Here is a 14,560-nt window from a genome sequence, read left to right on the forward strand (position 1 = left end):
TATTAATTCCAATCCTTTTGAAATTAGCGATCGCTTGTGGGTGAAAAATCATCTTGAAGAAGATGAGGAAAAACTACGGTTTCCAACGTAGACGAGGTTTAAATTAGTCAAAACCTGAAATTCCCGCACTAGTAATATTTGAATGTCCTTCTAGTACCTCACAAGTCTCATAATGGCTGCAACTAATTCTTCCGGGTTCACAGGTTTAGCTAAATGAACCTGAAAACCAGCTTGCAGTGCTTGTTGCCGATCGTATTGTCGCGCGAAAGCAGTCAGCGCGATCGCAGGAATTTGTCCTCCTTCTTCTTTACTCCAATTTCTCAGTTGACGCAATAAAGTATAGCCATCCATATCAGGCATACTAATATCGCTAACTAAAACATCTGGCTTTTCCTGTGCTATGGCTTGTAATGCTTCTAATGCGGAAGATGCTGTTCTCACCTCCGCCCCATCTTCTTCTAAAACAAACGCCACAAAATCTAGGGAATCCGCATCATCATCAACAACTAAAATTTGCATTCCCGCTAGAGACAACAACTTAGATGTGAAATTAGATGTGGGATTGTCTTCTACTAGCAAATCTTGATTTTCGGTTTGCAGCAACGGTAAATTGACTGTGAAAGTGGCTCCTTGATTTTCACCTGCACTCATCGCCGTAACTGTACCACCATGCATTTCGACTATATTACGGACAATTGCTAATCCTAAACCTAATCCGCCAAATTTTCGCGTAGAACTGCTATCTGCTTGACGAAAGTAGTCAAATGCATAAGGTAAAAACTCAGCGCTAATTCCCTTACCTGTATCGCTAATAATGATTTGAGCATAGCCATCAGCTTGGCTTAGGCGCACTTCTACCCTACCACCGTTGGGAGTAAATTTGACAGCGTTAGAAAGTAAGTTCCAAACGACTTGTTGCAAGCGAGTTGCATCACCCAATACTTTCCCAACATTTGCAGCAAATAATGTACTTACCTCAATTGACTTGGTTTGTGCAGCTACAGACATTGTTTCCAGTGCAGACAAGACAATAGGTTCTAAATGAACATTCGTGACATTTAACGTCAATTTACCTTGTAAGATTCTAGAAATATCTAGTAAATCCTCAATCAATTGCAGCTGTAATTTAGCATTACGTTCTATTGTCGCTAAGGCTTGCAATGTCTTTCCTCGTTCTAAGTTGCCATTTTGCAATAAATTTGACCAGCCTAAAATCGCATTCATTGGGGTACGTAGTTCGTGGGAAAGGACAGCTAAAAATTCATCTTTAATGCGATTGGCTGTTTCTGCTTTAGCTCTTGCTGCTTGCTCCAATTCTAATAAGTAGGCGCGTTCTTGTTGTATTTCCTTTTGCTCGTGAATATCCGTACAAGTGCCAAACCACTTCACTACATAACCTTGCTCATCCTTTAAGGGTAAGCCTCTTGCTAACTGCCAACGATAGGAGCTATCAACTGCTCTTTTAAAGCGGTATTCAGTTTCATATACAGTGCGATTGCTGACAGCATTTAACCAAATTTCATAAGTATTTTGGATATCATCTGGATGCAACGCTGCTACCCAGCCAGAACCTAAGGACTGTTCTAAGGTTAGCCCTGTATAACTGCACCACTTTTGGTTGAAATAATCACATTCGCCGTTAGCATCAGCTGTCCATACAAGTTGGGGAATAGCTTCAGCTAAATAACGATAGCGTTCTTCACTTTGACGTAAAGCTTCTAAAATGCGTTGGCGTTCCGCGATTTCCTGCTGCAATTGTTGGTTAGTTTGAGTAATTTCATTAGTGCGAATATTTACTAACTCTTCCAAATCATTTTGGTATTTTCTTAGTTCTGCTTCGATTTTTAATCGCTCACTGATTTGTGTTTGCAGTTGCTGGTTAGCTTGTTCTAATTGAGCAGGGCTAGGAAGTGCTAAGGCTTGCGGAACTAAAGGTACAAGTTGTAGGGCTGTAAATAAAGATATAGTTGCAGTTAGAGCTTTGATGAATCCTGATAGCCAATAAGTGGGATACCACAGCGTCCAAATTTCCATCAAGTGAGTAGTGCCACAAGCGACAATAAATCCACTAAAAAGTAGAAATACCCAATGGAAGGGCAAATCCTGCCGTTTGTTAACAAAGTAAAAAAGTGTAGAGGGAATGGAATAATAAGCTATGGCAATGATTGCATCAGATATAATATGCAGCCAAACTAAATCAGTTTTCCATAAATAGCAGTGTCCATGCGGGATGAAAGGCCCGGAACTAAAAAAAGTATTCCATAATACTGACATACAAATGTTGACTCCCTACCCCTTGAAAGCTCTACAAGCTCAGAATTTTAATAGCTAGCAATGATATTATTGTCATCTATTCCTGTAAGAACGATAAAGTTTCTCGCAAATCAGACACAGTCATATCATCAATGCAGTTTGGTTTGATGACGTTGAGCGTTGACTGTTAAAAGTCTAGAATTGCTTGACCAATGACAACTGAGAATTAATAAATAACCCTCTGAAAATTGCCTAGGATATGAGGCAAATATTCAGAGGGTTGGAAATTGCTGAGATCCCGTTTCTCACCCTTGATAGTCCATTGGACTTGCAGATGAGGTGGATAGTAGAGTTACTTTTTTGCTATGAAACATTAATGCGATCGCTAAACTCGGAGTTGTAACCTTCTTCTCCGTGTTCGTTAATATCCAAACCTTGGTATTCGGCTTCTTCTTTGACGCGCAAACCCACTGTTGCTTCAATAATCTTGAGAATGATCCAAGTCCCTACCGCAGCAATTACATAGGCAATGACAATGGCTACTAGTTCAACTCCTAGTTCGCTAAAATTGCCCTTGAGTACACCATTTTTACCAGCTGAGTTGACTTCTACAGTGGCAAAGATTGCTGTTAAAATTGCACCAACTGTACCACCAACGCCATGCACTGGGTAAGTATCTAAGGCATCATCAACTTTTAATTTGTGCTTGAAGCTGACAGCATAGAAGCAAACAAAAGCGGTAATAAAGCCAATTAAAATCGCTGATAGCGGTGTCACAAAACCAGCTGCTGGTGTAATTCCAACTAACCCAGCCACGGCTCCGGTAGCTGCTCCCACTGCGGTAGGTTTACCGCGTAAAGCTGCTTCCAAAATCAACCACATTAAAGCGCCTGCGGCGGCTGATGTATTGGTGGCGACAAAAGCTGTTGTGGCTGCATTAGTGACTAAGTTTCCCGAAGTTCCACTAGCAATAGATAAGGCACTACCAGCATTAAAGCCGAACCAACCAAACCATAACAAGCCCGCACCCAACAAGATAAAGGGAACGTTGTGTGGTGGGCTGAGACGATCGGGATGGCTCTTGCGAGGGCCGAGAACGATCGCAGCGACGAGAGCAGAAACCCCAGAACTGATGTGAACTACTGTCCCACCGGCAAAATCAAGCGCACCCAAGCCGCCATACAAGCCTAAAAATCCACCTTTAGCCCAAACCATATGGGCTAGGGGAGTATAAATAAAGGTTGACCACAGCAACACAAACAGAGCATAAGCTTTAAAGCTCATCCGTTCGGCGATCGCCCCAGAAATTAAAGCTGGGGTGATAATGGCAAACATGGCTTGATAAATCATGAATGCTTGGTGCGGTATTGTCCCTGCATAGGAAACCACTTCTGGTGGGTTGGAGCCTTGGAGATAACCAGTTACATCCAAGCCTACGCCATTCAAACCGAGCCATTGCAATCCACCAATAAATGGCGTTCCTGGCGCAAAGGAAAGGCTATAGCCCCAAAGAATCCAAGTAACTCCGACAATCGCCATCAACACAAAGCTCATCATCAATGTGTTGAGGATATTGCGCGATCGCACAAACCCACCATAAAAAAATGCTAATCCTGGTGTCATCAGCAGTACTAGTGCTGCTGAAATCAGCATAAATGCTGTGTCTCCAGTATCAGCTGTTGGTGGAGGAGTAGCAGCAGCTTGGGCTAAAGCACCACCTATGAGCGGCCCTCCTAGCAGGAATAGGGTCATAACCCCAATCATGACAACTTTCTTCAACACTTTTTTGTCCCCGCGCACCAATTAGTTGAATTCTAACGACAAATTAAGTATATTTTTATACTTTTTATTTCCTCCGTTCATCAACTTTAGTTATTTAGAAAGGTTGATAAAAATATAATACTAATTGCATATGACAAATATTGAATAATCATGTACTGATGCAATAATTACATTTTAAGATTCAATTAATGTACTTTTGTTTACTTTATAGAATTTTTTTTATTTTTATGGTGTGAGGTAGTTCTAATTCACAAATCAGCCATTAGTAATCATTCATAATTCAAAAAATTCTCATTAGAGAGAACAGCAAAGTAGCTCATCTGTGTATTATTTTTTATTTATATCTGCAAAATAATTATGCTATGGCAGTCCTAAATTATGCTTAACAATCTATCCAATATTCCATAACAGACTCAACAATAAGTTCAAGAATTACATCAGAATTAGATTTTTATATTCTGCGTGCATACATAATTATTAAAACACTAAGCAAACTTAAACAAGCTCCAATTAAGTCATATCGGTCGGGAGCTACACCATCTACCTTCCATCCCCAAAGCATAGCCATAATTATAAATACACCACCATAAGCAGCATAAACTCTGCCGAAATTTGCAGGCTGGAGAGTTGCTATGATGCCATAAATAGCTAAAGCAATTCCACCACATATTCCCCAGTAAATAGGCTTACCTTCCCGCAACCATAACCAGATTAAGTAGCCACCTCCTAGTTCAAATACACCAGCCCATAAAAAATAAAATAGGGACTTAATCATTTGTGCAATTGAGTGGTGAAATTAAAAATAAAAATCCTACCACCTTTATGAGCATCAAAGCTCCAGGGGTAGGTTGTTAGTTGAGAAAATTAACAGACTCGAAATTTATACACAAGTGAGGAAAAGACTATTCCTCATCAAAGGTGGAATCAGCTTACAGAGTATTTGGTAAATCGCTACCTTTGGGAATTTCTCCAGAACTATAACCTTGAGAAAACCCATCAGTACTAGCCTCTGTGACAAATCCACTATAGGCTTCCATACCATGTTCGCCAATATCCAAACCTTCTAACTCTTCTTGGCGAGTTACACGGATACCTAAAGTAGCTTTTAATGCTAGCCAAAAGATACTGCTGATAAGAACAGTAATACCGCCTACAGCCAGAATGCCAACGATTTGCGGAATCAATGTCCCGAAACCACCGCCAAAGAATAATCCATGCGGCCCTACTGGTTTACCAGCTAAGTCAACCAACCAAGGATAACCACCAGGCCCAACAGAAAATAGACCAACAGCCAGAGTTCCCCAAACACCACACACTAGGTGAACGGAAGTTGCGCCTACTGGGTCGTCAATGCCGAGTTTGTCAAAGAAGGGAACAGAGAAAACTACAATTATTCCTGCAATTAAGCCAATGACTACGGAACTGCCAATATTAACGTAGGCACAAGATGCTGTAATACCAACCAAGCCAGCTAAAATACCGTTAATAATCATTGATAGGTCTGGTTTGCCTAAGTACAGCCAAGCTGTAAATGTAGCCGCAATTCCACCAACTGCTCCTGCCATGTTGGTTGTTAAAGCAATGTGAGTAATTGCATTGGGGTCAGCAGCCATCACGGAACCGGGGTTAAAACCAAACCAACCCAGCCACAGAATTAAACAGCCTAAGGTAGCAATGCTCATGTTGTGGCCGGGTAGGGCGACAACTTGCTTGTCTTGATATTTACCAATGCGGGGGCCGAGAAATGCTGCTCCCATTAAAGCCGCCCAGCCACCGACTGAGTGCACTACTGTAGAACCAGCAAAATCCCAAAAACCCATATCAGCCAACCAACCAGCACCCCAAATCCAATGTCCGGTAATGGGGTAGGCAATACCTACAAGTAAGACGCTGAAAATTAAGAAGTCAGCAAACTTAATCCGTTCTGCAACTGCACCAGAAACAATTGTGGCGGCTGTTCCGGCGAACACTAACTGAAATAAAAACTTTGCGGCTAAAGGAACGCCAGTCCAACTTAGAGCGCTAAAAACACCTTTGTAGGCATCACCTGTAGCGGGACTGTTATCTACACCTGAGAGGAAAAATCCATTCAGTCCGATAAAATCATTGCCATCGCCAAACATCAGTCCAAAACCAATTGCCCAAAACGCTACTGTCGATAAGGCAAATACAATTAAGTTTTTGGCTAGGACGTTAACAGCATTTTTTTGGCGACAGAAGCCGGTTTCTAACATACAAAAACCAGCGTTCATGAAAAATACCAAAAATGCCGCGATCGCCACCCATAAAGTGTCAATCGCAACTTTTAATTCTGCTGTTGTTGGCCCTGCTGGCGCTGTCGCTGGAGCCTGAGCAACGGCTGCATATCCCCATCCCATCACGATGACAGCAGCTAATAATAGACAAGCCTGCCAATTGGGAGATAGTCGCTTAATAGTTGTGAATAGGTTACTTTTTGATTTAAATTGTGAAGTTTTAGCGAAAGCCTTTACAGACCTACGCCTATTTTTTGTTTTTAATTTCTGCTTGTGCATTAAGTTGAACATTTTACTCCAAACCATTCTTAATGGGATAAATATGTCAGCACGCAAAACTAAGGCTTGAATTTGCATCAAGACATTTTTGACATTGGTGATTCAAGCAATTTGTTCGCTAACCAGAAACTCAAATAACCTAAATAAAAGTTTAGGAAACAATTGCTACTTTTGTAAATAACTTGGCAAGTTTTCGAGGGAGTTTAAGGAAACAATAATTATGTCGCTTTGGCAACAATCAGTCAAGTCTTGTTCACTGAATCTTTAATCTTTTAATCACCTTGATGAATGTCAATTATTATTAGTCATTAGTAACTGGTCATTGGTTATTTGTGTTCACCAATGACAAAGCGTAAAGCTTATCGAAGCAAATATCCGTTCAGCAAACGATCGCAGATCACTAATGTTTAATTACATTTTTCTCCTGCTCAGATGCTATGGGAACCCAAAAAATTGTTCTGTTTACCCCCGGATTAACTGATGATGGCAACTCCGCTTTCTACAAAAGGTGGGTTTTGAATTCATAAAATTTTGTGCTTAGGAATTAGTTAAAGTTTTTCCTGAAGACAAATTTTTATCAACTCACTCATAAATTTGATTGATTGTCTATGTTACCAAAAACATAATTCTGTATCAGGATATACGATTTGTTTGTTTCACCTCTTCCTTAAGTAGCTGAATCTGGGACTACAGCAAACTGAATTCTCAGTATTTCAGCATTTCCTGACATCAGAATCAAAGAAACCAAAAAAATATTAATTTTTCATACAAAAATTTAAATAAACTTTGCTCCGGAAAAACTGCTGTAATGTTTATAGGGAATAAATGATAACAATACAAATACCGTATTTTTACTGCGTACTAAGTAATTAAATTGCAATCAACTCTCAGCTTGGGTTGTAAAAATCTTACAATTCCATTTTTAAATATTGTTCGTAACCAAGTTGTTCTAGTTTAGCTTGCTTTGCCATGACTGATTCTGATAGAGATTGGCGATATTGTTGGACTTTTTCTAGCAATTCTGGTTGCTGAGTAGCAATAATTTGTACTGCTAATAAACCAGCATTTTTAGCATTACCGATAGCTACTGTTGCTACAGGTATACCAGCAGGCATCTGTACAATTGAATACAAAGAATCAACACCTTGTAAATTACGAGTAGCTACAGGCACACCAATTACTGGCAGTGGCGTTAAAGATGCTACCATTCCTGGCAGATGGGCTGCACCACCAGCACCAGCGATAATTACTTTAAGACCGCGTTGATGAGCAAGTTGAGCGTACTGAACCATGCGTTCTGGAGTACGATGAGCAGAAACGATCGCCACTTCGCGCTCAATGCCAAATTCATCACAAACTGCGATCGCATCTTTCATAGTGGGCAAGTCAGAATCGCTGCCCATGATAATACCGATAAGGGGAGCCATAGGAATTTTGGATTTTAGATTTTGGATTTTGGATTTGAGATTATTAGCCAATTGACTATTGACTACTGTACGGGCGGGTTTATTGAGAATAATCGTTGATCAGTGAGGATATTTGTGAACCCGCCCCTACTGACTACTGACAAATCAGATTTAGCTATTTTCCCGCCAATGTATGACTAAAGCAACACCAACTGCGATCGCTCAAAATCTAAATATCATCAATGCACGGGTTCCAGGTTATCAAGGCTTGCAAATGCTCTTGATTAATCAACAGAGGATAATTGAGCAAATATTGCCGATGACGACAGTATGTAAACGGGTTCCATCTCCTGATTTGCAAGTTTTAGATGTTGCAGGTGATTGGATTTCTTTGGGTGGTGTTGATTTGCAGATTAATGGCGCATTGGGGTTAGCATTTCCGGAATTAAAAGCAGATAATGCTCACCTATTACCAAAAATTACACAATTTTTAGGGAATGTGGGCGTAGATGGATTTTTACCGACATTAGTCACAACTTCAATAGAAAATATCCAGCGATCGCTTTCTATAATTACTGATTTTATTTCCAGTCAAACAACAGATGCGCAAATTCTCGGCGTACATTTAGAAGGGCCATTTTTAAATGCGCAAAAACGCGGCGCACATCCCGCAGAATACTTATTACCTTTAACAATTGAGCAAATTAAAAGAGTATTGGGCGATTATAGCCAAATTGTCAAAGTTATCACCCTTGCACCAGAATTAGATCCTACCCACCAAGTCATCCCATATTTGCGTTCTTTGGGGATTACAGTCAGTTTAGGGCATTCTCAAGCCACAGATGCCCAAGCTCAACAAGCTTTTAAATTGGGTGCAACAATGGTTACTCATGCCTTCAATGCTATGCCACCATTACATCATCGCGAACCTGGATTATTAGGCGCAGCCATTACCCATCCTGGTGTGATGTGTGGTTTTATTGCCGATGGGGAGCATGTGACACCAACTATGCTACAAATTCTCCTGCGTGCGACTCCAGGATTGTTTCTCGTCAGCGATGCTTTAGCACCATTGGGGCTACCTGATGGGGTGTATCCTTGGGATAGTCGGCAGATAGAAGTCAAAAATGGCACAGCTAGATTGCCTGATGGGACTTTATCAGGGACAACATTACCCTTATTAACAGGGGTACAGAACTTGGTAACATGGGGGATATGTGACGTAGAAAGAGCGATCGCCCTAGCCACAGATGCACCAAGAAAAGCGATCGGTAACCCAGGTATTTCTCCCAGTCAACCCGCTAATTTATTACGCTGGCATTGGGATGAGACGAGAAAAGAGCTTACATGGCAGCGATTATTAAACTAAATTTGAGCTATACATTAGAGAATTTCTAACTATTTAGATAGTTTATCAAGCTTGAAGTTAAAGTTAACTTAGCTATATCAAAATTATTTAATATCAGGAGGCAAAGGATGGGTTTTAAAGATTGCCACTTCCATAAAAATGCCATTTTTGTAAATTTTTATATGCAGTATAATTTGCCATGCTGATGCCTACTTAGGCAAAGGTTGTGGCACTTTTTTATGACCCAAAATTATATTCTTGTTAAATATTTATCGCCTGTCATCTGTAGAAATAAAGCGAACCATATAACCTGACAAATAACTAATGACAAATGACAGCCCTTGCCAATTATATTTAATAGCAGTGATCTACTTAGGAATTAGGCTCTCCTAACAAGACGATTGAACATTTCAATTCTCTAATTACTTGTGTTGTCACATAGCTGACTGCTAATCCCCCAGCTGTACGATAACGTACAGAACGTAGTATAGCTAAATCAAACTTCTGCGCTTCGTGAATGATGACTCTAGCAATATCATCGCCTTTAATGGTTTGAATGTGGGTATTTACCTGTAACTGACCTTTATCAACAATTTCTGACAATTGAGCGGTAAATCTATCTACCAAATGTGGGGGAGTTTTGCGATCGCTCACATGTAAGAGTACCACTTCTGCTTGGTTAACATCCGCTAAAATTTGCGCGAACCTGACAGCACCTATAGTTTGCTTAGTTAAGTCCCCAACAGGTACCATAATTCTTTGAATAGTCGCCGGACTGCTCAATAGGCGTGTTACCGCTACCGGACAATGAGAAGACCAAAACACGCTATCAATCACACTACCAAACAAACGGGCACGCAAACCCGTTGTCCTCGACCAACCCATGACCACTAAATTTGCATTTTGTTCGCGACTGGTGCGGCTAATTCCTAACGCTGCATCATCATCTATCCGAATTACAGGTGATACTTCTACATCAAATTCTTGACTAATTTCTTTAGCCAAATTTAGTCTTTTCTTATTTTCTTCCAACGCTACTACTAATTGCGGATCGTCCATTTGAATATGAGCTTTAGTAATCGCTAATGGCACAATTTTCCCAGATTCATGTCGAGCTAATAAAGCTGCCATTTCTATGAGATAGCGTTGAGTTTGCGGATTATATATCGGCACTATAATCGTAAAATTTTCGGCGTGGTTTTCTACCAGTTCTTCCTCAGAATTTTCCCACCAAGTTGTCAATTTATCTGCTGCCAAATCTGCCTCAGATACTTGCAACAAAGTAGCACTTCTGGCTGTGATTACGGGCCCTAGTATGGAAGTAACCAACATCAGAACAATCACACTATTTAATACACCTTCATTAATTAACCGCTCACCAGCAGGATTAACAGTTTGATAAGCAACTAATGCTGCGGCTAGGGTTGCTGCTACTTGTGGTAATGATAACGACCACATTGTCAACAATTCGGCTGTGTTGTAACGGTAAAGTAGTTTAGCTAATAATGCGGCGATAAATTTACTAGCAATTAAGGCGATGACAATCACTACAGTCAGCCAAATTGAACTGAGAGTTTTTAAGAAAGCCGGGATATCAATTAATAATCCCATGTCGATAAAAAAACATGGGATAAACAATGCACTACCAATAAATTCAACCTTTTCTTTAACTGGACTTCTGCCTAATACATCATTAACTGCTAAACCTGCTAAAAATGCGCCAACAATTTTTTCAACCCCAATGACTTGTGCCCCCACAGAAGCGAGAAATAAAGCTAGTAAAATAAATAGAAATTGGTTGCTTTGTTCGTCTCCAGAACGGCGGAAAAATTGTTTTCCAGCCCAATCAAAGCCAAAGAGAACGACAGCAGAATATATTGCTAAACCACCCAACAAAGTTGCTAAACTTAAAGCCGAAAAATCGCCACCATGAATGCCCACGCAAACTGCTAATATTAGTAAAGCACCTGTATCAGTAAAAATTGTCGCCCCAATTGTCACAGTAACCGCTTCATTAGTTACAACCCCCAAACGACTCACAATTGGATATGCCAAGAGAGTATGAGAAGCTAGCAGGGAACCAATTAAAAGACTAGTATTCCAACTAAAGTTAAATAAACGTCCGGTAATAATACCAAAAATTAAGGGTACTATAAAGGTGAAAATCCCAAAACCTATTGAGCGATTTCTGGTTCTGCGGAATTGTTCTAAATCAATTTCTAGACCCGCTACAAACATCAAATAAATTTTGCCAATTTCCGAAAGAAGATTGATAGTTTCCGAATCGGAATTTAATAGCTTTAAGCCATTTTGTCCCAAAATTACACCCGCTACTAGTAAACCTACTAATCCCGGTAGCCGCAATCGCTCAAATATTGGCGGTACAGTCAAGATGACTGCTAGGAGAATGGTAAATGCAATAATCGGACTATTTACTAGGGATTCTATTGCCATTTTTAATAGGAAAATTCAAGAGTAAAATTAATCAATAGGAAATAATCATGATTTGTCTTCATCATCCTTAGTTGCTAAATTCTCATATCAAAATGCAGACATGAAAACTTAAATCGTTAACAGCATAAATGTTGCGATCGCTTTTCCGATTCTCTCTAAAGTTAGTTTTTTTAATATCGTTGGTAAGAAATAATCAATCAGATTTGATAGTAAAATTGCCTATTTGTCAATAGCCAATAGTTAATGAACAAAACATGCTGAACTATGAATTGTTGGCTATGAAAAATATCACATATCTTGGGCAATTTTTATCGTATTTTTCTGAAAATTAAAGATTTGTCCAAAATTGGTAACTCTCATCAAGACAGAAATTTATTAGCGATCGCAGCTTTAATTTAGTACATTAGCACTAATCTGTCTCTTAAAATGCGATCGCGCAAGATAAATAACAGCCTTTCCCAGGTAACTTTATTTATCCTCACCTACTGAAGCTGATAAAAATAGAAAAATCTTTAAACATAAGCGTTCTTGGCGGTTTCTATCAATGATAATTTTAAGCATTGGGAAACCTTAGAAATCGAACTTTATGAACGCAGCCGACGATAAAACGATTGTTCGTGAATATTTCAATTCCACAGGGTTTGACCGATGGAAGCGGATATACGGCGATGGAGAAGTCAACAAAGTCCAGCTAGACATCCGCAACGGACATCAACAAACAGTGGATACAGTCATCGGCTGGTTAAAAGCTGATAACAATTTAGCAGACTTATCAATCTGCGATGCTGGATGTGGTGTAGGTAGTCTCAGTATTCCTTTAGCCACAGCAGGTGCTAAAGTCTATGCCAGTGATATTTCTGAAAAAATGGTCACAGAAGGCAAAGAAAGAGCCTTACAGACCTTGGGGAATAATGATAATCCCACATTCGCCGTTCAAGATTTAGAATCCCTAAATGGTAGCTATCACACAGTGATTTGCTTAGATGTTCTCATCCACTACCCCCAAGAAAAAGCAGATGAGATGATTTCTCACCTCTGTTCCTTAGCACAGTCGAGGATAATTATTAGTTTTGCACCCAAAACCTGCGCTTTAGCCTTACTCAAAAAGATTGGTAGTTTCTTTCCCGGGCCGAGTAAAACAACTCGCGCCTATTTACATCGTGAAGCTGATGTCTTGCAAATTCTTCAAAAGAATGGCTTCTCAGTACAACGAAAATCTATGACGAAAACCCGCTTCTATTTTTCTCGTATCTTAGAAGCTACTCGCGGTTAAAGTCATTAGCAAAACATGAGGATGGGTTAAAAAGCCCATCCTCAAAATTTAGTTAAATTTAGCTTTTTTAATTAATCCCACTTACCGCTTTATTGCACTCTATCGGGTAAAGCACCTGGTTGCACAGCTAAACTAACATTCTGCCCATTGCGGCGTAAATCTAGACGCACCTGACCACCAATTTCGCTATTATCTACAAATTGTTGGATATTGCTAGGATTGGAGACTGCTTGTCCATTGAGTTTTTGGATTACATCACCAGGGCGAATTCCGGCTTTAGCTGCCGGAGAATTGGGCATGACTCGCACCACTAACACCCCTTCATCTTCCTGAACATTTAAACCAAGATTAGGATCTGAGTTAATGTTTCGCTTTAATTCCGGTGTCAAGCCCACCATTTGAATTCCCAGATAAGGATGCTGCGCCTTACCTGTGGCTATCAGTTGGTTAGAAATTCGTTGTGCTGTGTTGATGGGAATAGAAAAGCCCAATCCTTGCGCACCTTGAATAATAGCTGTATTCATACCTATGACTTCACCACGGGCATTAAGTAAAGGCCCGCCAGAGTTACCAGGGTTAATGGCGGCGTCAGTTTGAATAAATTGTACCCGTTTATCCGGCGCACCAATTTGATTGCTACTGCGTCCGGTACCGCTGATAATCCCGGTGGTGACACTATTATCTAATCCTAAAGGGTTACCAATTGCGATCGCCCATTGTCCTGGTTGTAATTGGTCTGAGTTCCCGATACTGACTGTTGGTAAATTCTCAGCCTGAATTTTCACCACAGCCACATCTGTTAACTCATCTTTACCCAATACCTTACCTTGAAAGCTGCGCCCATCCTTGAGAACAACTGTTACTGTATCAGCACCATCAACTACGTGGGCATTAGTCAAAATCCGACCATCTTTACTCACGATAAACCCTGAACCCGTACCCCTTTGTACTTGTCTTTCTTGAGGTATGGGGATTTGGGAACCAAAGAAACGGCGGAAAAATGGGTCATTAAATTCCTCTGGTATCCGGCTTCTCACAGTGCGGGAAGAGTTGATTCGCACCACAGCCGGGCCCACCCTTTGCACCACCTCAGTAATAAAATTCGGGTCTGTAGCTGCTGGTAATGGGGGTGCAGCATTGACTGGGCTAACTGCTAAATTCGATGCACTCTGAGATAGCTTTTCTTGGTTTCCCGCTAAATAACCACCTGCCAATGTCATCCCAGATCCCAGCAGCACCAGCGATAGAGAAGCAGCTGCTTTTTTCCAGGGTGCATGATTGTGGTATTTAGTGCTATCAGTATGAGACGAATTAGTATTTGTGAGCTTTTCTCCGTCGCGAGGTTGGTTTTGCATTTGCTATCTGGAAGGATATTTTAGATGTACTACTAATATAGATAGCGTTTTTGAAGCTTTTGTTGCAGGACTATTGCGCTGGTATGAAACGCCTCCTTATGCTAATCCCTGAATTTCTCACAAATTGTCTGGGCGGAGTGGTCTCAAATACACAA

9 protein-coding genes are annotated in these 14,560 nt (G+C 40.4%); 2 read left to right on the forward strand and 7 right to left on the reverse strand.

The window, feature by feature from the left end; genetic code table 11:
- Positions 1-150: 150 nt before the first annotated feature.
- The 5 genes from H6G41_RS04880 to purE all read right to left on the reverse strand — a co-directional run bounded on the left by H6G41_RS04880 (position 151) and on the right by purE (position 7,996).
- A complete protein-coding gene (locus H6G41_RS04880) occupies positions 151-2,274 on the reverse strand; it encodes a PAS domain-containing hybrid sensor histidine kinase/response regulator (RefSeq protein ID WP_190744119.1) in 2,124 nt (707 codons plus the stop codon).
- Between the two features lie 342 nt (positions 2,275-2,616).
- Positions 2,617-4,005: an ammonium transporter gene (locus H6G41_RS04885; protein ID WP_277878030.1), complete on the reverse strand. Its 1,389-nt coding sequence runs from the start codon at positions 4,003-4,005 to the stop codon at positions 2,617-2,619.
- 481 nt (positions 4,006-4,486) lie between these two features.
- Complete coding sequence (locus H6G41_RS04890) at positions 4,487-4,810, reverse strand: YnfA family protein (protein ID WP_190744123.1); 324 nt, start codon at positions 4,808-4,810, stop codon at positions 4,487-4,489.
- Positions 4,811-4,964: 154 nt separating this feature from the next.
- Positions 4,965-6,569 carry an ammonium transporter gene (locus H6G41_RS04895; RefSeq protein ID WP_190744498.1) on the reverse strand — a complete coding sequence of 535 codons (1,605 nt, stop codon included), beginning with the start codon at positions 6,567-6,569 and terminating at the stop codon, positions 4,965-4,967.
- Positions 6,570-7,477: 908 nt separating this feature from the next.
- Positions 7,478-7,996, reverse strand: a complete 519-nt coding sequence (purE, locus tag H6G41_RS04900) for a 5-(carboxyamino)imidazole ribonucleotide mutase (RefSeq protein WP_190744125.1) — start codon at positions 7,994-7,996, stop codon at positions 7,478-7,480.
- 172 nt (positions 7,997-8,168) lie between these two features.
- Here purE and nagA point away from each other — a divergent pair, with 172 nt between their 5' ends.
- Complete coding sequence (gene nagA / locus H6G41_RS04905) at positions 8,169-9,344, forward strand: N-acetylglucosamine-6-phosphate deacetylase (protein WP_190744127.1); 1,176 nt, start codon at positions 8,169-8,171, stop codon at positions 9,342-9,344.
- 351 nt (positions 9,345-9,695) lie between these two features.
- On the opposite strand, the gene H6G41_RS04910 is transcribed toward nagA, so the two are convergent.
- The gene (locus H6G41_RS04910) at positions 9,696-11,777 is read right to left on the reverse strand and encodes a cation:proton antiporter (protein ID WP_190744129.1); all 2,082 of its coding nucleotides are present in this window, start codon (positions 11,775-11,777) and stop codon (positions 9,696-9,698) included.
- 586 nt (positions 11,778-12,363) lie between these two features.
- On the opposite strand from H6G41_RS04910, the gene bchM reads away from it, so the two are divergent.
- On the forward strand, positions 12,364-13,050 hold the full coding sequence (gene bchM, locus H6G41_RS04915) for a magnesium protoporphyrin IX methyltransferase (protein ID WP_190744131.1): 687 nt from the start codon (positions 12,364-12,366) through the stop codon (positions 13,048-13,050).
- An 89-nt stretch (positions 13,051-13,139) separates the two neighbouring features.
- Here the strand turns inward: bchM and H6G41_RS04920 are convergent, their stop codons facing one another.
- Positions 13,140-14,405: an HhoA/HhoB/HtrA family serine endopeptidase gene (locus H6G41_RS04920; RefSeq protein WP_190744133.1), complete on the reverse strand. Its 1,266-nt coding sequence runs from the start codon at positions 14,403-14,405 to the stop codon at positions 13,140-13,142.
- Positions 14,406-14,560: the final 155 nt, after the last annotated feature.

It is taken from the genome of Tolypothrix sp. FACHB-123 (genome assembly GCF_014697075.1).
Classification (GTDB): Bacteria; Cyanobacteriota; Cyanobacteriia; order Cyanobacteriales; family Nostocaceae; genus Aulosira.